Origin of the sequence: Sphingobium sp. LB126 (assembly GCF_002795205.1) — a bacterium.
Taxonomy (GTDB): domain Bacteria; phylum Pseudomonadota; class Alphaproteobacteria; order Sphingomonadales; family Sphingomonadaceae; genus Sphingobium; species Sphingobium chungbukense.
In genome coordinates this window covers 471,619-491,221 of record NZ_NETV01000001.1, presented here as the reverse complement: position 1 = coordinate 491,221, position 19,603 = coordinate 471,619, and the positions used below count along the sequence as shown (strand labels likewise).

General features: G+C 62.8%; 18 protein-coding genes. 9 read left to right on the top strand and 9 right to left on the bottom strand.

Annotated elements, in window-relative coordinates; genetic code table 11:
• The 5 genes from CAF53_RS02325 to CAF53_RS02305 form a co-directional block, all read right to left on the bottom strand.
• Positions 1 to 762, bottom strand: coding sequence for a class I SAM-dependent methyltransferase (locus CAF53_RS02325; protein WP_100237193.1), 762 nt, complete (start codon positions 760 to 762; stop codon positions 1 to 3).
• The gene (locus CAF53_RS02320; RefSeq protein ID WP_100237192.1) at positions 759 to 1,322 is read right to left on the bottom strand and encodes an adenylyl-sulfate kinase; all 564 of its coding nucleotides are present in this window, start codon (positions 1,320 to 1,322) and stop codon (positions 759 to 761) included. Before CAF53_RS02320 ends, CAF53_RS02325 begins: the two co-directional genes overlap by 4 nt.
• A gap of 287 nt (positions 1,323 to 1,609) precedes the next feature.
• Entirely contained in the window at positions 1,610 to 3,076 is a 1,467-nt protein-coding gene (locus CAF53_RS02315; RefSeq protein ID WP_100237191.1) for an amino acid carrier protein, read from the bottom strand.
• Positions 3,073 to 3,912, bottom strand: a complete 840-nt coding sequence (locus CAF53_RS02310) for an HAD family hydrolase (RefSeq protein ID WP_100237190.1) — start codon at positions 3,910 to 3,912, stop codon at positions 3,073 to 3,075. The genes CAF53_RS02315 and CAF53_RS02310 overlap by 4 nt, the downstream gene beginning before the upstream one ends.
• A gap of 195 nt (positions 3,913 to 4,107) precedes the next feature.
• Positions 4,108 to 4,902, bottom strand: coding sequence for a metallophosphoesterase (locus CAF53_RS02305; RefSeq protein WP_100237189.1), 795 nt, complete (start codon positions 4,900 to 4,902; stop codon positions 4,108 to 4,110).
• A gap of 202 nt (positions 4,903 to 5,104) precedes the next feature.
• Here CAF53_RS02305 and CAF53_RS02300 point away from each other — a divergent pair, with 202 nt between their 5' ends.
• The 6 genes from CAF53_RS02300 (at position 5,105) to CAF53_RS02270 (ending at position 12,910) form a co-directional block, all read left to right on the top strand.
• Positions 5,105 to 5,407: a toxin-antitoxin system HicB family antitoxin gene (locus tag CAF53_RS02300; protein ID WP_100237188.1), complete on the top strand. Its 303-nt coding sequence runs from the start codon at positions 5,105 to 5,107 to the stop codon at positions 5,405 to 5,407.
• Complete coding sequence (locus CAF53_RS02295; RefSeq protein WP_100237187.1) at positions 5,404 to 7,485, top strand: type IV secretion system DNA-binding domain-containing protein; 2,082 nt, start codon at positions 5,404 to 5,406, stop codon at positions 7,483 to 7,485. Before CAF53_RS02300 ends, CAF53_RS02295 begins: the two co-directional genes overlap by 4 nt.
• A complete protein-coding gene (gene mobF / locus CAF53_RS02290) occupies positions 7,482 to 10,442 on the top strand; it encodes a MobF family relaxase (RefSeq protein ID WP_100237186.1) in 2,961 nt (986 codons plus the stop codon). Before CAF53_RS02295 ends, mobF begins: the two co-directional genes overlap by 4 nt.
• A complete protein-coding gene (locus CAF53_RS02285) occupies positions 10,439 to 11,038 on the top strand; it encodes a restriction endonuclease (protein WP_100237185.1) in 600 nt (199 codons plus the stop codon). The genes mobF and CAF53_RS02285 overlap by 4 nt, the downstream gene beginning before the upstream one ends.
• A complete protein-coding gene (locus CAF53_RS02280; protein WP_242443366.1) occupies positions 11,035 to 11,568 on the top strand; it encodes a lytic transglycosylase domain-containing protein in 534 nt (177 codons plus the stop codon). Before CAF53_RS02285 ends, CAF53_RS02280 begins: the two co-directional genes overlap by 4 nt.
• An 892-nt stretch (positions 11,569 to 12,460) precedes the next feature.
• Complete coding sequence (locus CAF53_RS02270) at positions 12,461 to 12,910, top strand: MucR family transcriptional regulator (RefSeq protein ID WP_100237183.1); 450 nt, start codon at positions 12,461 to 12,463, stop codon at positions 12,908 to 12,910.
• Positions 12,911 to 12,978: 68 nt separating this feature from the next.
• Here CAF53_RS02270 and CAF53_RS02265 read toward each other — a convergent pair whose 3' ends face one another.
• Positions 12,979 to 13,218 carry a hypothetical protein gene (locus tag CAF53_RS02265; RefSeq protein ID WP_100237182.1) on the bottom strand — a complete coding sequence of 80 codons (240 nt, stop codon included), beginning with the start codon at positions 13,216 to 13,218 and terminating at the stop codon, positions 12,979 to 12,981.
• 435 nt (positions 13,219 to 13,653) lie between these two features.
• Between CAF53_RS02265 and CAF53_RS02260 the strand changes: the two genes are divergently transcribed.
• Positions 13,654 to 14,046: a DUF1778 domain-containing protein gene (locus CAF53_RS02260; protein ID WP_242443365.1), complete on the top strand. Its 393-nt coding sequence runs from the start codon at positions 13,654 to 13,656 to the stop codon at positions 14,044 to 14,046.
• Between the two features lie 74 nt (positions 14,047 to 14,120).
• Positions 14,121 to 14,570, top strand: a complete 450-nt coding sequence (locus CAF53_RS02255) for a GNAT family N-acetyltransferase (protein WP_242443364.1) — start codon at positions 14,121 to 14,123, stop codon at positions 14,568 to 14,570.
• Positions 14,571 to 14,613: 43 nt separating this feature from the next.
• On the opposite strand, the gene CAF53_RS02250 is transcribed toward CAF53_RS02255, so the two are convergent.
• Positions 14,614 to 15,015, bottom strand: a complete 402-nt coding sequence (locus CAF53_RS02250) for a type II toxin-antitoxin system VapC family toxin (protein ID WP_100237180.1) — start codon at positions 15,013 to 15,015, stop codon at positions 14,614 to 14,616.
• A 3-nt stretch (positions 15,016 to 15,018) separates the two neighbouring features.
• Positions 15,019 to 15,252, bottom strand: a complete 234-nt coding sequence (locus CAF53_RS02245; RefSeq protein ID WP_100237179.1) for an AbrB/MazE/SpoVT family DNA-binding domain-containing protein — start codon at positions 15,250 to 15,252, stop codon at positions 15,019 to 15,021.
• 107 nt (positions 15,253 to 15,359) lie between these two features.
• Here CAF53_RS02245 and CAF53_RS02240 point away from each other — a divergent pair, with 107 nt between their 5' ends.
• On the top strand, positions 15,360 to 15,872 hold the full coding sequence (locus tag CAF53_RS02240; RefSeq protein ID WP_157801181.1) for a hypothetical protein: 513 nt from the start codon (positions 15,360 to 15,362) through the stop codon (positions 15,870 to 15,872).
• A 1-nt stretch (position 15,873) separates the two neighbouring features.
• Here CAF53_RS02240 and CAF53_RS02235 read toward each other — a convergent pair whose 3' ends face one another.
• Positions 15,874 to 19,599, bottom strand: a complete 3,726-nt coding sequence (locus CAF53_RS02235) for a conjugal transfer protein TraG N-terminal domain-containing protein (protein ID WP_100237177.1) — start codon at positions 19,597 to 19,599, stop codon at positions 15,874 to 15,876.
• Positions 19,600 to 19,603 lie beyond the last annotated feature (4 nt).

Sequence of the window (19,603 nt, the reverse complement as noted above, 5' to 3'; positions counted from 1 at the left end):
TCACGCCCTCCGCACGAACCAGGCGCGAGTGCGATAGCGAACGGCCACCTGGTCGCATCCTTCAAGGCGCCGCTCGATGGCGGCAATGATCTCGCCGAATTTCTCCTCGCCGGCCTGGGCGCGGATATCGTTGACGGAGCGCCAGGCGCCGAGATGACGTTCGGCCGACATCTCCTCGATGTGCGGCGCTTCGAGGAAGACGACATCGCGGAAGAGCCCATCGCCGAGGAGCTTGTCTTCCAGCCCGTCGGTATAGGCAGCACCGCCGGACGATCGCCGCCGGATATCGGGCGCAATCATCGCGATATCGCCCTCGATGTCGGCCTGCAGCCGGTCGCGCGCCAGATCGCGCGGGTTCCAGAGCAGCGCCAGCACGCCGCCAGGGCGCAGGATCCGGTAGAACTCCGCGAGCGCCCGGCCGGCGTCGGTCCAGTGGAAAGCGGATGCCATGGTCACGAGATCCACGCCGCCGTCTTCGAGGCCGGTTTCCTCGGCCGATCCAGTTCGCCAGGTGAAGCTCGGCAGGCCCAGCTTCTCGCCCTCGCGCCGCATCGCCTCGTTCGGCTCGATCGCGAACCCTTCAAGCCCACGCGCCTGGAGCATCTGGGTAAGCTTGCCCGTGCCGGCACCGACATCGGCAGCGGTCGGCGATGATGCATGTGCCCGTATCGCGGCGGCGAGCTGGTCGATGACCGGCTCCGCATAGGCCGGACGATTGGCATAGGCTTCGGCTAAATGGGTAAAGTCGCCCTGGATCATCATGCGGCCTTCTTGATCGTGTCGAGATAGCGGAAGAGATTGGCGACGACCGCCGCGGGCGGCAGGGCCGCATCAAGGATCACGTCGGGCGCCTCCGGCTCCTCGAGCGCAATGTCGATGCCTGGAACATGCCGGATGTGTCCGGTCAGCCCGCGGGCGTAGAGACCCCGCGGATGGCGTTCGACGAGCTGGTCGATCGGCATCCGCAGATAAATCTCGACATAATGACCGATATTGTCGCGGTTCCAGGCCCGCACGTCATGGAACATGGAAACGGTGGCGCACACCACATCGTGGCCCTGGTCGCCGAGTTCCTTGCAGAGACGTCCGTAGGTCTGCGCGAGCAGATGCCGGTCGCCATGGGTGTAGCCGAAGCGTCCGCCGAGGATGGCGCGCATCCGATCGCCGTCGATCTGGACGACTGAGCGGCCGAGCGCCCCGAGCCGTTCGACAAGAGCCTGAGCGAGTGTCGTTTTGCCGGACCCGGAGAGTCCGGTAACCCAATAGATGCAGCCCCTCGCGGTGCATGCGTCTAAGTCACCAGAAACCCCGTCCTGTTCCATTTCAACGACCACCGTCGAATGAATGACCGACGATGTCGGTCCTGAGTGACCATGAAATACTCAAATTGATATGACTGCAAGTATATATTACAGGATATATTTTAGAATATATTATGGAATATATTCTAAGAAATACCGTCAATTTTGGTGATATTGTGCAGCGCAGCGCTTATTGGTCTATAAACCATCGTATCTGCGTATACGGTAGTTATAAAAGACAACAAAAATAGCGCCAGAGACATTTCTATCTTGGCGCTGGATTCTCTGTCCCAATTTGGAAAATTCGTTCAGGTCGGAGCAGGGGCGATCAACTCGCCCTCGGATCTGCCATTCGTCGGGGGCGGCCGCCTGACAATCCGACTATAATAGCTTCGAACGTCGCGATGTAGCTCAGGCGCCAGGAGTAGAACTGCAATGGTGTTCGGTACGGACATGGCGAACATCATGGCATCTAGAAAGCGAATTGCTTCACCGACCGTGAGGGTCGGCGCCACGGCGAGCGCTGCCAGATAGGCAATGCGAAAGATGATGCGGCGCTTCTCGCCTTCGCCGACGAGCCAGCAGAAGGTTCGTTCGCCATAATAGGCCCAGCCGATGACTGTCTTGTAGGCAAGCAGGGCGACAAGGACGGCAAGAACCGGTGCGAACCAGGGCGAGACGGTGGAGAAGGCGGCCGACGCGATCTCGATGCCCGCAATCCCCTTGGGCATGTCGATCCCGGGCGCGAGGATGGCGAGCGCCGTCAGATTGCAGACGATGACGACCGTCACGAACGGTTCCAGCAGGGAGACCAACCCCTCGGACACCGGTTCATCGGTCTTGGCGGCGGCATGGGCGATCGGCGCCGAGCCAAGGCCCGACTCTCCCGCATAGGCAGCCCGCTGCACGCCGACGACGAGGGCGCCGAAGCCACCGCCGAGGACCGCACGGAAATCGAATGCATCGACAAATGCCCGCGCGATCAGGCCCGGGATCGCGGAAGCATTGGCCACGAGGATGACCATGACGGCGACGAAATAGGCGAGCACGAGAAACGGAACGAGCCGCGTGCAGACCCGCGCGATGCTGCGCATGCCGCCGACGATTACGAGTCCGACCACCAGGGCGAATATGATGCCGAACAGCAAGGGACTCTGCAGCCCGGTGACCGCTTTGACCTGCACGAAGGCTTGATTGACCTGAAACACGGATGTCGAGGCCAACACGGTGGCGATGCAGAAAAAGATGGCGAGCGCCATCCCGACGGGGCGAAGGTGCAATCTGCCGAAGGCGACCGGGATATAATGCATCGGACCGCCGTTCACGATGCCATCGCTGCCGATCGTGCGGTACTTCACCGCCAGAGTGCATTCGGCGAGTTTGACGGTCATCCCGAGAAAGCCGGTGATGGTCATCCAGACCATGGCGCCGGCACCCCCGATGCTGATCGCGACGGCCACACCCGCCACGCTTCCAAGGCCGAGTGTCCCGGCGAGCGCCGCGCTGAGTGCCCCAAACTGGCTGACCTCGCCGTGGCTCGCCGGATCGGTATAGTCGCCCCTTGCGATCCGCACGGCCTGCCAAAGCCCCCGAAGATTGATGAAGCGGAACCCGATGGTCATCGCCAGCGAGACTGCGACCAGCCAGATCACCAGCACCGGGAGCTGGCCCGGCCCAATGGACACGGGGAGGAAGACATAGGCGTTCGCCAGATCGGCGGCCGGCCCCAATGCCTTGTTGATCGTGTCTTCGAGGCCAGACAAGCCAGTCGTCATTGGTTGATGCTCCGTGGAGTTTCGGATGCAAGGCGCTCGCACACGGCCTGAGCCAGCAGCGCCATGGTGAGCGGCCCTTCGGGATGGACCTGGACGAAAGGAATCCCGCTTGCCTCGGCGCCGGCGCCATCGGTGGCCGGATTGTCGCCAACCATCACCGCCTGGGCCGGGCGAACGCCGGCGCGATCCAGGGCCGCGACGAACATCGCCTGGCTGGGCTTGCCGATGATCTCGATCACTGGCGTCCGGTCGCCCAGACATGCCCGAATGGCCTCGAACAGTGCACCAGTCTCCGGCTGCACGGTGCCGCCAAGACCGGGATGCGTCATGTCGGGATTGGACACCACGATGCGTTTGCAGTCGCGAACCGAATTGACCACCGTCGTCAGCGTGCGGAAATTGAAGCTCGTGTCACGCATGATGATCACGGTTTCGACGGCTTCGTCGATTTCCTCGTTCCCCATCACCAGATTGAGGCCTAGGTTCATGGCGTGTGCAACCATCTGCGGTGCGGCGACGAGGCAGATCGGCCGCCCGTTCGAGCGCGCGGCTTCGCACGCCAATGTCTGGTGGCCGGCCAGCAGGACATTATCGAGAGGAAACATGACGTCGAACTGTTTCAACAGACGCGTGAGATCGCGCGGCTGATCGGTCGAGTTGTTCGAAAGGATGTAGGACTTGCTGCCAAGCGCACGCAGGATATCCCCTGCGCCAACAAGCAGGCTGCCACCAGCGGCGAGGCAGCCGTCCCAATCGAACAATACTGCCTTGGCAGTGACGATAAAGCCTGCGGCTTCTTCAGGACTGAGCACGGATACTACTCCGATGAGAAGCATTGCCGGGAATGAAGGTAAAGGACTTTACAAGGCGTGCGATTCACTCGCGCGCACGAATAACGCCTGCACGTTTACCTTGTCCTCTCCAGGCACGAATTGAGCGTGTGTACCGTTGTGACTTGGGTAAGTAAATCGGAATTTGACATCGGTGACAATCCCGCACGCCTCTCGCCGAAAGGCGTGTGACGACTATGGTCAACCCTCGCGAGGATCGAAGCTGTCAAGAACCCGGTCGAGACTGGCCGTGTAGGTCGTCACCATGCCGTCTTCCACCCGGTGCAACTGGAAGCCCGGTGCCTCGCGGGAAAAGAGCGCGTCCTCCGACTCGAAATCGAGCGCGACCTGATGCGCAGTGGAAGGGCAGCTCGATGCCGGCAGGTCGAAAGCGCGGCTGTGGATCGCGCGATGAATGTGCCCGCTCAGTAGGTGAATGATCTGCGGGCGATGATCCGCAATGACACTGCCGAGAAGTTGACTCCAGTTCGGATCACTCGGCTCCATCCAACTGATTCCCGTAGGGAAAACTGGATGATGCGTGACCAGGATCGACCGCCGGGTCGAGGCCGAGAGAATGCGATCGAGCCAGCGGACGCGCTCAGCACAGAAGGACGGCTCACCCGAGCCTTCCGTGACCGAGTCGAGTATGACAACCTGCTCCTGGCCGACCATGCGGACATATTGGACGAACGGGCCTGAGCCGAACTGCAGCGCGGACCCGAAGGCCATCATGAAGTTCTCGCGATTGTCGTGGTTCCCCATAACCGGCGCAAACGGAGCCCGAAGGTCCGCGAGAATGCTCAGAAGCTCGCCATATTCGGCGGTTGTGCCAGATTGTACGAGGTCGCCGCTTCCGATTACCAGGGCCGGCCTGGGTCGCAGCCTGTTGATCATGTTCACGGCATGGCGAAGCATATTGCCGGTATCGATCCGGTTATAAGCAAGCTTTCCAGCCGTAACGACGTGAAAATCAGATATTTGCGCGATCAACATGTCTGAACTCTTCTTTACTCCGCGATAGGGTACCGCTACCGGGCGTGCGTGTCGAGTAAGTGAATCGGAATGGGTGGTGGGCTCGCCTGATTTCAAGGCATCGATGGGCGCTCTGCACGATCCTCTTGATGCGAAATCGCTCTCGCGGTAAAAACGAACCGCTTCATGACACCTGAGAGCGCTTCGCACCGGAGCCGCTCTTATGGTCAAGATCAATTTCCGGCTCGACGCGGCGCTGCACGCGCGTCTGCATCGCCGGGCGCTCGGCGCGAATCTTTCCCTTTCCGCTTATATCCGACGCACCCTAGAGCAGACCGTCGACGAGCGGCAGCGATACGTCTTTTCCTCGCAAGACGAAATTCTCGCGACCGCGATCCAGATTCTGTCGATCGTCGCGACATCCGTTGGCCAGCAATCGCCCAAGGCGCTGGAGCAGGGAATGACCGAGGCGCGGGCGATTCTCGCCGAGCGCGGGTTGCTCGGGCAAGGGGAGGATGCTCGGTGAGCATCTTCCGCAACGACATGCTCGGGTCCTGGACCCGCGGTGGCCAGGCGATCGTCCACAACGTCCGCATGACCACCCAGGTCTTCTACCAGACGATGCTGGCGGGCCTCGTCATCTGGATCACCGGCATCGTCTGGTACGCGCTGGAAAAGTCGAGCGCCTATGAGCGCTTCGTCATGGTCAAGCTCGCCGAGGCCATGATCAAGGTCGATGCGGCGGGCGGCACGAACGATCCGGTCCTGTTCCGGGCACCGGACGGCAGGCAATATTGGACCTCGGCCGACTGGCTGGTCGCATCCTCGCTCGCCAAGCACACGATCCACTCGTTCGAAATCTATCTCCTCCACGGCGCGCTCATCTCCGGCCTCTTCACGTTCGGCGCGCTCGCCTGGGCCTGGTTCTATTTCGCCCGCACAGGAAAAGGCCTCGGGTCGAACGAATATCTACGCGGCGCACGCTTTGGCACGCTCCGGCAGGTGCGGCGGGCGCTGTGGCGTCAGCGCAAGGGCCCACTTTCAATCGGCGCCGTGCCAGTCCCCGAGGCTTTCGAACCCGAGCACATCCTGATCTGCGGCGCGCCGGGCACGGGCAAGACCAATGAAATCATCGGCATGCTGGCCGGCATCCGGAAGCTGGGCAGGCGTGCCATCGTTTATGATACAGCCGGGACGTTCGTCGAAAAATTCTTTCGGCCCGGCACCGACCAACTGCTCAACCCTCTCGATGCGCGCACCAGCACCTGGTCGCCCTGGGTCGATGTCCCCCGAGAATATCAATACGACCAGATCGCGGAATCGACGATCCCCGATAAGCACGGCGATCCATTTTGGGCGAAAGCGGCACGCGGCACCCTGGTCGCCGTGATGCGAAAGCTGGCGAAGATGCAGCATACCTATGTATCGGTGCTGCTCGACCGGCTGCTCCGCTCGAAATTGAAGGATCTCGCCGCCTTCGCCGCCGGCACGGACGCCGCAGCGTTCATCTCCACCGAGGGCGAGCGGACCAGCGCCGGTATCCAGGCCGAACTCGCGTCAGTGATGCGCAGCTTCGCGTATCTCGACGACACCGAGGACGGGTTCTCGATCCGGGAATGGGTCGAGCATGGCGAGGACGATGGCTGGCTTTTCATCACGGTGAAGGCCGACCAGTTGCCGTCATTGCGGCCCCTGATCACCGTCTGGCTGGACATCGCCATCAGCGCGATCATGAGCCTGCCGCCCGATCGCGATCGCCGCCTCTATTGCGTGATCGACGAGTTGCCGACCCTGCAGAAGCTGCCGTCGCTCTCGGACTTTCTCGCACGCGCCCGCAAATATGGCGGCTGCGGGATTCTTGGTTTTCAGTCCTACCCCCAGCTCGAAGCCACTTACGGCATTCAAGATGCTGCCGCGATCACCGGCTATTGCTCGACCTGGGTGGCGCTGCGGGCGAACGACACCGCGACCGCGAAGCATGTCTCCGAAAATCTCGGCCAAGTGGAGCAGGTCGAGGCCAATGAGGGCATGTCCTATGGTGTGAACGACATGCGCGACGGTGTGAACTTGTCGCGCATGCAAGTGACACGCCCGCTGGTCATGCATACCGAGGTCACCAATCTGCCGAACCTCTCCGGCTTCCTTCGCTTCGGCCGTAATCTCCCGGTCGTCCGCTTCAATAGCCGGTACAACGACATGCCGAATGTCGCAGCGGCCTTTGTTGAGCGCACCGACCCGCCGATCCGCCTCCAAAAAGCGGCCAAGCTGATCCGCATTGCACGGGCGGAGTCTCGGGTCCGGGAGGCGATAGAAAAGGAGGGTACGCAAGCCGGTGTTGGCGCCAGCGGGTCGGCCCCCGCGCCCGAGCCGTCCGTGAGCGATGCAACTGCGCCGCCGCGTCAGCCCGATCTCTTCGCCACCCCGACCGGGATCGTCGCCACGGAAGAGATCGAGGCCATCCTTCTCGATGATGATGCAGCCGATCTGCCCGTGCCGCCGCGTGCGGCATGGGCGCTGCTGGCGGTCCGGCAAGGCGAGATCCGCTCCGATCTCGTGCAGCATGGCCGTGCCGACGGGCCGCGTGAGCAGGCCAGACCGGCATGATCCAACCGAAACGTCTGAGCGGCACACCCGGCAATATCGCGCGCTACTACACGGTGGGCGACTATTATAGCAAAGGCCAGGACGAGCCGTCCGAATGGGGCGGCAAGCTCGCCATCGACCTTGGGCTTGAGGGACCCGTCGATCCCAAGACTTTCCAGGAACTGCTCGCCGGCCAGGTGCGCGAACAGCAGCTCGGTCGGCACCGCGGAGATGGCACCATCCAGCACCATCCAGGGTGGGATTTCGCGGTCAACGCACCAAAGTCCGTATCGATCATGGCGTTGGTCGCCGGCGACGAGCGCGTCCTTGCCGCCCACGAACGCGCTGTCGGCGCGGCGATCGACTATCTGGAGGAACACGCTCTCCTGCGCCGGCGCGAGGAGAAGGAGATCATCCACGAGACCACCGGCCGCATCCTGGTCGCGCGGTTCACCGAGCATGGTTCTCGCGAACTCGATCCCCATCTCCACACCCATGTCGTCGTGCTCAACATGACGAACCGGACCGATGGCGAGCAGATGGCGAGCCTCGAATCTCGCGCGATGTATGAGGAGCAACGGGTCGCGGGCCAGGTCTATCGCAATGCGCTCGCGTTCGAGTTGCGTGAGGTCGGACACGAACTCGACGTCAATCCCCGCACCGGCCTGTTCGAAATCCGGGGCGTCCATCCCTCGCTCATCGAGATCTACTCGCAGCGGGCCCGCGAGATCGAGCAGCATGCGCGCGAGAACGGCCTGGTCGGGCAAAAGGCGCAGCGCGCGTCCTTCTATGCGACCCGTCCGCCGAAGGTGAAGACAGGCCGGGACGAACTTGTTGCACAATGGCGGGAGCGCGCTGGCGCTCAACTCGAACCGCTCGACCGTCTTCTTGGCGAAACGCGGGAGCGGGAAGGGCCTTTGCCTGGACCGACCGCGCAGGAAGCGGCGCGTGCGGCGTTGTTTGGACTGCGTCAGGCCGAAACGTCGGAGGCCGTCAACAATCGCGGCGAGATCTTCAGGGAAGGGCTCGCCGCCCATGTCGGCGAGATCCGTCTCGACCATATCCGCCCCCGGATCGAGCAGCACGAGGAACGACTGAAGCTCCTGACCGCGCGCGAGGAAACCGGCGAGCAGGCCTTCACGCGCGGTCGCACCACCAGGAAATCAGCCCGACTCGAACTATCGTTCACCCAACACCTGGCGCTCGCGATCAACGACGCACGGCCGATCGCGTCAAGCGACCGCCTCCTCGCTGTCCTCGAAACAGCCGGCCTCAAATCCGAACAGGAGCGTGCCCTGGTCGATAGTGCCACATCGCGCGACCGTGTGACCGGTATCCACGGTGTCGGCGGTTCGGGAAAATCGACCCTCGTGAGATTCCTGAACGCAGCAGCGGAGCCGGGGACGACGTTGATCGCGCTGGCGCCTACATCGTCGGCGGCTGCCGGTCTCGGCGAGAAGGCGGGCATAGAATCCATGACCGTCGCCCGGCTCACGGCAAAGGGCGGGTTTGGGATCACCGACCGGCACGTTCTCGTCGTCGACGAGGCTGGACAACTCGGCAACAGGCAGGCGCGTCGTCTTCTCGAAATCAGCCGGAAGACTGGAGCCCGCCTGCTCTTGCTGGGCGACGAAAAGCAGACCGGGGCCATCGAACAAGGAAAACCCTTCTGGCTGATGCAGCGCCTCGGCATGCCGACCGCGCAACTGGTTGAGACCGTTCGTCAGCAGAACGACTTCATGACGGCCGCGGTGACCTTCGCGCGTGAAGGCAATTACAGAAAATCGGTCGCCGCCCTCAATAGCGTCACCACCGGAAAGGATGGGCCGGAACTAGCCGAGAGCCTGGTCAAGGCCTGGACCCAGCTCGGCTCCAATGCGCGCGCCGAAACCAGCATTCTCGTGCTCGATAATGCCACGCGTCTCATCGTCAATTCCAAGATCCGCGAGGTGATGAAAACCGAAGGCGCGCTTGCAGCCGAGGAAGCTCGCCTCGAGGTGCTCACGCCGGCCGGTTTCACCGAACAGGAACGGCACATGGCCCGGTTCTATTCCGCGGGGCAAGTCGTCCGCTTCACCCAGGACGTGGCCGGCGCCGGCATCGCGCGCGACAACGAATATCGCGTCGAAGGGCTCGGCCGCGATACGAGTGGCCGTCCGGTGGTCCGCCTCGTGGACGAGAATGGACGCATCGTCCGCTGGGACCCGCGAACCACCGCCGCGCGCCACATCAACGTCTTCAATCGAGAGGAGCGGGATCTGGCCGAGGGCGATCGCATCCAGTGGCGATTAGTCAACGAACCGCTGAAGCTGCGCAATGCCGAGCGCGGTACCGTCGAAAAGCTGGAAGGCAGCATCGCAACCGTCCGTTGGGACCGTGGCGGTCGTGTCCAGAGGGTCGATCTCGACGAGCACAAGACCTGGGATCATGGCTATGCCGAGACCGTCTATTCCGCGCAGTCCAAGACCTATCCCATGGTCTTCGCCCTTGCTCCGGTCGAATCGCCCCTCGTGAACGGCCAGAACTATTACACCACGATCACACGTGCCGAATTCGGGGTGCGGCTCTGGACCAACGACCGCAACGGACTGATCGAAAAGCTGGAGCAACGCTCGGGCGAGAAGACGTCCTCGCTCGAAGGGCTTGGTCGGATAGGCGCCGACCGCGTCAGCAGTTTTGCCGCGCGCGCCGGCGACCGGCTCGACGAGTTGCGCGAAGAGCAGGAGCGGGAACGCACGGCCGCCCGGGACAAGGCGCTGGGCCGGCAACTCGATCGACGCGAGCGCGATCGTGCGCCTCGCGGTCCTGCCGAGCATCTTGCCGAGAACGCGCGCAGCATTGCCGAAATCCTCGACCGCTTCCTCTCGGGCATCCTCGACCGGGCGCGCAGTGATGGCGACCAGCAGCAACCCGGCCAATCCCGCGCGGCCCCCACGCCCGAGCACGTGTCCCGCGCACCCCAAGGACCCGAACGATGAACCTGCATCCGACAATCCTGTTGCTGATTTTTCTCGCGCTCGCAGCGCTGGCTGCGATCGCCCGCTCGATCAGAACCCCTGCGCGCCATCGCTGGCGCCGCCGGCAGGCGCGCACGATGGCAACCCAGCTCCAGGGACGGGATCGCGCACAGCCCGTCCAACTCGTCTATGCACGTTTGCGCGCCATGGATCCGCTCGCGTTCGAAGAGCTGCTCCTCGAATGCTTCGAGCGGCGTGGACTTAGAATCACCCGCAACCGCCGCTATACCGGCGATGGCGGCGTCGACGGCCGCGTCGTCATCGACGGCAAAACGGTTCTCATCCAGGCGAAGCGATACGCAGCGGCGATCCGCCCGGAACACGTCGTGGATTTCATCGCGCTCTGCCGCGCACGACACTGCCGCGGCCTCTTCATTCATACCGGGCGTACCGGCCCCCAAAGTCGGCAGCACGTCGCCGCTGACTCTCTGGTCTCGATCGTCTCGGGTGCGGAACTGATCGCCCTGCTGAGAGGCGATCCCGTCGCGTGTCTGGGCGCCGATCGCGACGAGATCGCCAACCGCACGCCCACTCAATCAAAGGAGACGAATGCATGAAATGGCCAATCCACCTCTTACGCGGCACGTTCGCCATGGTCGCGTTTATCGGGCCGATCTGGACAGCATCGGCCTCTGCGAAGGTGGCGCCGCAACGCGCCGGGCAGGAACAGTCCATCGCGCGTTGCATCAAGCAAGCCTCGCTCGGCCGAGCGTGGCTCGAAAAGACGCTATGGGGGCTACGCGATCAGGAGGCGGGCTGGATCGGCGCCCAGGTGCCGAACACCAACGGCTCGCATGATCTCGGGCCGCTGCAAATCAACAGTTGGTGGGTGCCGCGCATCGCCGGGCTGATCGATCAGCCGGAGCGCAGCGTCCGATACTGGCTTCGCTATGATCCATGCTTCGGCGCCGAGGCGGCGCGCTGGATTTTCTTGTCCGCTTTGGAGGCGACCGGCGACTATTGGGCGGCCGTTGGCATCTACCACAGTCCGACCTCCTGGCGGCAGCGCCGCTATTCGGCCTCGGTCGCAGTCCACCTCGTGCGCCGTTTCGGTTCGGATGTGTTTGTGCAGGCTAGGAGAAATTAGCCCTTCAGAGGCCCAGTCAGGTCAGTATGTCGATTGCGCTCGCTTTATCCGTTCCGGGGGAATCCGAATAAGCCTGCGGATTTGGCGCAAAAATCGCCGCGTGGTTCAATTGCGATCCCAGTCTTACCTGCTAGGCTCCAAAGGTTCGCGGCATGCGAACGGAGGCGTGGAAACCTCCCCAGAACAAACCGCCGCGCATGATAGGTGGGCTCTTGGGCGTGCATGCGTGAACAAAACCGTGCGGCCCGCTGGGCAGATTTCCATGCCTCCATGAACCGATTGAGCCATGTGGCTTGTTGATGGGAGGTGCGGGTGCAAGCAGATTTGCGAAATCAGAACAGTAGTTCGCTTGACCATGCGGTGGCGTTGATGGTTGAGGCGTTGGAAGTGCTCGACCGAACCCGACATGACGGCCTGGCAGCATGTCGACTTCAATTTGCAGTCGACACGCTGCTCCTGGAAACGGGTCGGCCGCTGGAGATGGGAATGACCTCGGCGTTTCGCCGAAACCTGAATTGAGTTAGGAAAAACTTCGTAATTTCTTCTGTCGCGCGGCGCCTACTTCCCAGGAGCATCGCTTGTTGCGACAGCGCGTATCCGAGATCTGATCCATCCGGCCGACGCATCGGCCGCCCGCATCCGCTGGCGATCGTTCGAGGACGACAGGTTCACGCGATATTTCACCGGAGCCTCCTCGATCGCGATCGCTATCGCCTGGAGGAACAGGTGGTCAGGGAGTATCGAGTCGGCTTGCATCGGTGCGATGAGAACAAATGAGAACCTTCAGGCGAGGCCGTTTCGACCTGCCGATCAGGCAACTGGATGGAAAGGTGGCGCGTCGCATGTGGTTTGCGACGGGCGCTGAGGACTGAACCGAAGGAATGGAAAGGGACTGGCTTTGAATGAGGATGTGACGAACACCCTGGTCACGCTGACCGCGGACATCGCGGCCGCATATGTGTCGAACAACAGCGTCGCTGTCAGCGACCTGCCGAACATGCTCCAGTCGATCTATGGCGCCTTGTCGGGCGTGCAATCACCGGTCGCGCCTGAACCGGTCAAGCAGGAGCCGGCGGTATCGGTGCGCGCATCGGTGAAGCCCGATTACATCGTCTGCCTGGAAGACGGGAAGAAACTGAAGATGCTCAAGCGTCACCTGATGACGCATTATCAGATGACGCCCGACGACTATCGCGCGAAATGGAATCTGGCGCCCGACTACCCCATGGTATCGCCGAATTACGCCGAACAGCGTCGCGAACTCGCCAAGAAGATTGGGCTGGGGACCAAGGCTCGCAAGGCTCCCCGTCGCAAGAAACTCGGGGTCCGCACCACCGATTGATCAGCCGGCGCGTCCAGATCTCCGCCTGCTTGCCGGAGATCTGGACGCGCTCGCTTCGCCCCCACCGCTCAGGCGTGAGCAGGGAACCCGTCATAGTCGCGGTGGCCCCGCAATGCGCGCCGCCGCGTGCCGGCCAGGATCGCCGCGTCCCCACCGAGCTTCTCATACGCAAGCCGCATGAGGGGAGTGGCTTCGGCCTCGCCGATGCTCTCGAGCAGCACCATCGATTCCTGCAACATCAACGTTGCGGAATCGCGCAACTCGACCAGTTCCTCGGCTGTCGGCTCGCGATCATCGTCATTGATCATTCAGTCCTCCAGTCGCCGGTGCCACAGAATGGGTGCGGCGTAGGCGCGTTTCTGCTAAAAAGCGCTGCCCCGGCGCCGCGCCGGGCATTGGAAACCTGAGAACAATCAGGCGCCGGTGCCTTTAGGCCGGAGCCCTGGACATACGCATCGGCTGCCCGGCTGCATAAGCTGCGGCCTGGCTTTGTTCTCAGGAGGTTTCCACGCCTCCGCCTGCCTCTCGGCAAGCACGTCGTCGGTAGGGCATGTGAGAGGTGATGCGCAAGCGCGACAATCGAGAGCTTGTGGGTCAGTTTGAATTTCCGTTGCCGTCCCTATGCCACGCTTCCTGGAAGTGGCCGATCGAGGTGCCCCGTCTCGGTTCGGCCGATAACCGCGCTTGCGACTTTCGCGCCCTACAAAAAATCTCGCGCTCCCGCTCGGCTAAAGGCTGACCGAATGATCATCAGTTCACCAAATCGAATTTTCCGATGGGGCAGTCGCCAGGCGGTTGAATTTGCCGCGTCGGTCACGTACATATTGAAAGCGTACAATCCACGGATGGAACATACGATGCCACGCGCTGCGATTGATGACAGTAAACGGATGAACCTTCGCGTCTCCCCGGAGGCGAAGGCTAAGCTGATGCGTGCGGCGGCGCTCAAGAACATCGACCTGACCAGCTTTGTCACGCAGACTGCGGTTCGCGAAGCCGAAGCGATCATCCAGGAGTCAGAGGTGGTCGAGGTTTCGCGTCGTGATCATGCGCTCATCATGCAGATGCTGGAGAATCCGCCACGGGCAAATACGCGCCTGCAAAGGGCGATAGCGGCTCTTCCGGATAGCCTGTGACGTTCCCGAAATGGCGGGAGGAGCCGATCGCGAGAGCGCATGACCGGCGATCCTTCGATTGTGGCGACTCGGCCATGAACGATTTCCTTCGACGCTTCGCGCGTCAGAGCCATGAGCAAAACGCTTCCAAGACCTTTTGCGCGATCGATGACGCTACAACCGATCGCATCTTAGGTTTCTACACCGTCACGCCCTCCGCCGTCGCCTTTGCGGATGCTCCTGCGACATTGACCAAGGGGCTTCCCCAACACGAGGTCGCGGGTTTCAAACTGGCCCGCCTTGCTACGGATCTCAGCGTCGCCGGTCGGGGCTTAGGCGGCCAACTCCTCGCGGCCGCTGCGCTGCGGTGTCTTCGTATTGCCAATGAGGCCGGAGGCATGTTGCTTATCATCGACGCCAAGGGCGATCGCGCGGCCGAGTGGTATAAGGGCTTCGGCGCTGAACCACTGGCGGACAGGCCGCTCACCCTCGTTATGTCGCTCTCGACCTTCGCTACGGATCTGAAGCGTAAGGGACTGTTTTAAGCCGGGGTTGCCGCCAGGCAATCTCGATCAGGACCATGCCAGGCTAGCCGTCCCGCAACCAGTTGGTGAAGGCGAGGCCGTCGACGCGCTCGAACTCTCCGACATTGTCAGTCACAAGCGTCGCTCCAAGGCTCAGTGCATGCGCCGCAATCAGCATGTCATTGGCGCCGATTGGCGTTCCCCGTCGCTCGAGATCAGCCCGCAATCGCCCATAATGCACGTCGGCATCACCATCCAGAGGAAGGACGGGAAGGAGCCCCAATATAGTCTCGAGCTGGGCGGTCAGCCTGGATGATCCCCTCTTCTCGGCCCCGTAGCGGAGTTCACCGGCAACGATGATGCTGGTCGCGATCTCGCTCTCACCGACCTGGGCGATCTGCGCTGCGATCACGCCTTGTGGGTGCCGGACGAGATCCGACAGGATATTTGTATCGAGGAGGAACATGAATCAGAAAACGACGGGTTCGGCGGGAAGATCGTCGATCGCCCCGAATTCGTCGTCAATCGGCTGCAGCATCTTCAGCCGGGCCAGCAGCGACGGTAAAGGCGCAGGCTCTATGATGATGCGCGAGCCCTCTTTGCGCATGATGGCATCCTCGCCCGGAAGCTCGAACTCGCGAGGGATGCGCACCGCTTGGCTGCGGCCGTTTTTGAACAGCTTTACGTGACGTTCGATGTTCATTTCGACTCCTTGGCATATGCTGTAGCATATGCCGTTAAAATTTGCGAGGAAAAGAGTCAGGCGGCGACAACCGGAGGGAAGGGGGAGGGGCGTGGCGGGAGGTCATCATGCGACACGAAAAATTCCCTGCTCGCCCGAACTTACGATTTCATCCGGCAATGATTTCCGCTATTTTGGCTTGGCTCCGGATGGCCGATGAAATGAACCAGGAATTCGCCTCAAACAATCACGAGAAGGACACCGCCAAGCCGGTGCGCGTGCGTCCGCGCGCGCGTGATTATTTCTGGCGCCCCTGGTATGCGCGTCTTTGGTGGAGCGCGATTGCCTTTTATTGGGGGGCGATGGCGGGTGTCCCACACGTAAAGTTCCTCGCGGAATTCTATCAGTCCAGCGCCGGTCTCGTAGTCGTTATTCTAAACCCGTTCACGGCTGCGGCGCTACTGGGCGTCGGCTATGCGCGTTCGATGTTCGCCAGTGGTGAATGGGTGCTGATCGATGCCGAAGAACACCAGACGCCGCGCTCGCGCTCTGTAACTGGACTGGCTGATCCTTTCACGGACCCCTACGATCCCAGCGCGGGAACGCTCTATCGGCAGCACCACGGCAGAACGAACAGATAGATCACTCGTCTTTTCTCTCTTTGTAAGTCGGATCTCCGTCGTTGCTGCTTTTATCTAGGTCGAGCGACAGTCGGCCCCGCGAAAGCACTGAATTTTGCTCTATCGACGTCAGGGGGGCAGTGACTTCGAACGTGCCTCTGCCCGAGCTAGATTGCTCAAGATAGCGGTTTCGAAGCCCCTCGTTTCCAAGAACTCGCTTGCTCAGCTCTTGGGTGAACGTCGCTGCAGGGTCTCGGGAACGAGCGGCCGCTCGCTCCGAAGCTGCAATTGCTTCGCGGACATCATAATTCATGATGTCCATCGAGGCGCTTGCTCCAATCGTCGTCAGGCCTCTATCGTTGCTGTCGATCGACGCTCCTGCCGAAGCTCCACCCCCAGTCCCGCCACTGGCTCCAGCACTCCGACCGCCACCGCCTCTGGACGCCGAGGCGGTGAGGCCGGCATTTAGCGATGTCCCCATGCTCGTAACGTGATCGGCTCCGCGCGTCAGTGACCGAGTCCAGCCGGTTTGCGCCATAACTGCCTGAACGTCACGCTGTAGAGTGTCGGCCACTTGCGGCTTGAGGCGCCATTCGCCTTTGCGGTCCATCTCAAATCCACCGCGCAGGAAGTTCTGCATTGCGGCCTGGCCGGCCGCGCCGCCGCCCATGAAATGCTCGATCGTGTCCGGCCCGGCCTGCTTGCCCGCCTCGAAGCGGGTACTGGTGTCGTTGCGCGCCGCCTTGCTGAAGTTGGTGCTGCTCGAAACCAGCAAATTGTTGTCCGCGAAGCTGAGCCGCGCATGGCCGCCGTTAGCAATGGCACCGAGCTGGCTTTCGTTGATCAGCCCGCCACGCCACATTGCAGCGGCGAGGTCAGGGCTCAGATTCATGCCGAAATCCCCGTTTGCGTCCATCGCGATCTGGCGCTTCGACATATCGATGCCGTGGGCGCGCAGCAGCGACTGGAAGCGGGTCAGCCGTTCGTTGTCGACGACGCGGCCAAGCCGCTCGTTCCTGGCGCGATCCATGATCCCCGCAGCGCCACCTTCCGCCATATCGACCTGATTGCCGGCAGTTCCTGCCGCTGCCTTGATGAACGCATCCAGCCGCGCCGCCTCGCGCACCGAGACCCCCGCCGCCGACGCACCCTCGGCAAAGCCAGCATTGTCGGCCTGGCGCCGCTCTTCGCCGACCCGCGCCGAACTCCGCGTGCCGTCGCGGCCAACCTCCTTTTGTGCGTCCAGCTTGCCGGCGCGCTCCGCAAAATCATAGCCTGCCGTCTCGGCCGTGCGGCCATAAACGCTGGTGCCCTCGCGCCCGGCCTCGCGGGTCGCGCCATCGGCCGTCCCGAGCTGCACCGAAGCGCCATAGGTCTCCAGCGCGCGCATGACCTGCGCCTCGTTCCGGCCCGTCGAGTGAGCGAGCCGCGAGATCGCCGTCGAGCGTTCCTCGCCCGTCAGCGTGTTGATGAACCCGATCCGCCGGCTTGCCTCATCGACCGAAAGCCCAAGCATCGCGGCAGCCTCGCGCTGGCCGTGGTTCGTGCCGGTGCGGTGCGCCTGTTCCGTCGAGACGTTGGCGCGCTCGTTCGCCGCAACACCGTCGCCGGCATAGTCCCGGCGTCCCTCCATGGCGCCGACCTGGACCTGTGCTGCCGTCAGATCGTTGCGCAGCATCGTCTCTTCATCGAACGCGTTGGCCGAGAGCTTCGCGAACAGCGGATCGGAGGCGGCCTCGCCGATTACCGTCGACGCCTTCAGCGCGGCGTCCTTAGGACTGTAGCCATTGCGCTCGAATTGCCGCTCGGCGCCCGTCCGCATCATGTCATAGGCGCGCTGGTCGCCGAACGCCTTCCACTGCACCATGTTCTGCGCGAACGACGCGAACGCGCGCTCGCCGGCCTGCCCCGATCCGAAATAGGTGGTGCCCAGCGATCGCAGGGCATCCCCTTGCGCGAAATTATGGATCGCGGAGGTCGCGGCATTGGCGCGCACGGCGCTGGCCGTGGCGGGGTCGCTCAGGTCGCGGCCGGTCAGCGCGGGGGCGAGGCCGCCCAGCTCGCGCGCCGCGTCGGTTCGCCCGAGGCTGAACGCTGCCGTCCCGGTAGCTCCGCCGCCATATTGGCCGGTGATCGAGCCGGAAGCACCGAAGGCGCGATCGACGCCGAACGTGCTGCGCGCGCCGAAGTCACCGAAGCCGGCCGAGGCCGAGCGGCGGCCCATCGTCCCCATAGCCGATGCCTGGCTCTCCAGCGCCGAGGCATAGCCCTCGCTGGTGAGCGTGCCCGTGCTGGCGGCCGAACCCTGGCTTGTGAGGGTCATGGACTCTCCGGTGATGGCGGAGAAGACGTTGCCGCTGAACCGGAAGACGGTGAACACAAATGCGCCCGCGAGCCCGGCCGCGGCCGTTCTGAACGAGCCGAAGATCGCCAGCGCCTTCATCGCCGCCGAAGGCGCGAGAATCCAGGTGTTGGCCGCGGCATTGGTCGCGCGCAGCTCGGCCAGCACGCCCATCGCGCGGCCCAGCGTAAGTTGGTAGATACCGGCATCGATCACGCCCCACAGCGCCACGAACACAAACAGGCCGAGCGCAAAGCTCGCGACCCGCAGATTGATCGGCGTCAGGATGAATAGCAGCGCGATCGGCATCATCATCAGCATGATCGCGAACACGGCCGCCCGGATCGTCGGCATCCACTCATTGGCGGTCGAAAGCGTCGATAGACCGTTCGATAGGACCGCCCGGTTCGCCATGACCCTGGCCGCCGCCGCAGGGGAATCCTCGAACAAGACGTCGCCGACCGTGTCTCCCAGGAAGACATTGGTCAGGAATTTCTGCCGGCTCATGGGCTGGCCGACCATCATCCCGCCCAGGCTGTCGATCTGCAGGCGGCACTGGTTGCGCTGCTGCGCATCGGTCGCGTCGAACCCGGCCCGCGCGCAGACCTGATCGCTATAGGCGTCGAACACCGCCGGGTCGTTCAGACGGTCCGAGATATAGCCCCATGCCGCGTCGCAGCTCTGCGTGGTCCCTGCCTTGTCGGTCTGGGTATAGACGGTCGAGAAGGTCGCCGGCCCGGCCATGGCGGAGAACGCTTCGGGTAGATCCGTCGCCGTGCGGAACAGCTTGTCGTCGTCGATCCCATAGGCCGGCGACACGCGCGCAACCGGATAACATTGGCGGACATAGTCCCTGACGGTCGCATCGAGGAACGAGTCGACCATCGGGCTGCGCGGGCTCACCGCATTGAGGAACAGGTCGAACGCATGGCCGCCGGCACCGAATGCCATTTTGGCATTGGGATCGGTCGTATTGTCGTCGATCGTCTCGACCAGCGACCGCTCCATCAGGTTGGTGACGCCGGATACGACGACGATGAGGTTCGGCACGCCGCCCACCGCCTGATAGCCGTTCTTCACCGGGTCGTAGATGTTCACCGTGCCCGTGGTGGCGATCATGCCGGCGAACAAACCGATGCCCACCAGCATCTGGAACCCGAAGGCGACGAGGCCAATGCCCGATCCTCGCACGCTCGCAAGGATCGCGCCGAAGCCGATACCGACCACCGCAATGATCACCACCAGCGATTCATAGCGCGGATCGCCGAAGATCAGCGCGACGAGGCGGAAGGCGTCCACGGTCTCGGAAAAGCCGCCCCAGGTGTAATAGCTGGTGTCGACCGCAAGCGCGGGGGTGGGGGCAAGCAGGGTGAGCGCGGCGAGCGCGAGGCGGAGGAGTCTGCGCATGGGA

What these genes read in the sequence shown, in the direction of transcription:
- CAF53_RS02305 (WP_100237189.1), bottom strand. Translation starts at nt 4,902, where the DNA reads ATGTTGATCGCGCAAATATCTGATTTTCACGTCGTTACGGCTGGAAAG.
- CAF53_RS02280 (WP_242443366.1), top strand. Translation starts at nt 11,035, where the DNA reads ATGAAATGGCCAATCCACCTCTTACGCGGCACGTTCGCCATGGTCGCG.
- CAF53_RS02285 (WP_100237185.1), top strand. Translation starts at nt 10,439, where the DNA reads ATGAACCTGCATCCGACAATCCTGTTGCTGATTTTTCTCGCGCTCGCA.
- CAF53_RS02235 (WP_100237177.1), bottom strand. Translation starts at nt 19,599, where the DNA reads ATGCGCAGACTCCTCCGCCTCGCGCTCGCCGCGCTCACCCTGCTTGCC.
- CAF53_RS02325 (WP_100237193.1), bottom strand. Translation starts at nt 762, where the DNA reads ATGATGATCCAGGGCGACTTTACCCATTTAGCCGAAGCCTATGCCAAT.
- CAF53_RS02255 (WP_242443364.1), top strand. Translation starts at nt 14,121, where the DNA reads ATGAACGATTTCCTTCGACGCTTCGCGCGTCAGAGCCATGAGCAAAAC.
- CAF53_RS02300 (WP_100237188.1), top strand. Translation starts at nt 5,105, where the DNA reads ATGGTCAAGATCAATTTCCGGCTCGACGCGGCGCTGCACGCGCGTCTG.
- CAF53_RS02320 (WP_100237192.1), bottom strand. Translation starts at nt 1,322, where the DNA reads ATGGAACAGGACGGGGTTTCTGGTGACTTAGACGCATGCACCGCGAGG.
- CAF53_RS02310 (WP_100237190.1), bottom strand. Translation starts at nt 3,912, where the DNA reads ATGCTTCTCATCGGAGTAGTATCCGTGCTCAGTCCTGAAGAAGCCGCA.
- CAF53_RS02245 (WP_100237179.1), bottom strand. Translation starts at nt 15,252, where the DNA reads ATGAACATCGAACGTCACGTAAAGCTGTTCAAAAACGGCCGCAGCCAA.
- CAF53_RS02260 (WP_242443365.1), top strand. Translation starts at nt 13,654, where the DNA reads ATGATCATCAGTTCACCAAATCGAATTTTCCGATGGGGCAGTCGCCAG.
- CAF53_RS02265 (WP_100237182.1), bottom strand. Translation starts at nt 13,218, where the DNA reads ATGATCAATGACGATGATCGCGAGCCGACAGCCGAGGAACTGGTCGAG.
- mobF (WP_100237186.1), top strand. Translation starts at nt 7,482, where the DNA reads ATGATCCAACCGAAACGTCTGAGCGGCACACCCGGCAATATCGCGCGC.
- CAF53_RS02240 (WP_157801181.1), top strand. Translation starts at nt 15,360, where the DNA reads ATGCGACACGAAAAATTCCCTGCTCGCCCGAACTTACGATTTCATCCG.
- CAF53_RS02250 (WP_100237180.1), bottom strand. Translation starts at nt 15,015, where the DNA reads ATGTTCCTCCTCGATACAAATATCCTGTCGGATCTCGTCCGGCACCCA.
- CAF53_RS02315 (WP_100237191.1), bottom strand. Translation starts at nt 3,076, where the DNA reads ATGACGACTGGCTTGTCTGGCCTCGAAGACACGATCAACAAGGCATTG.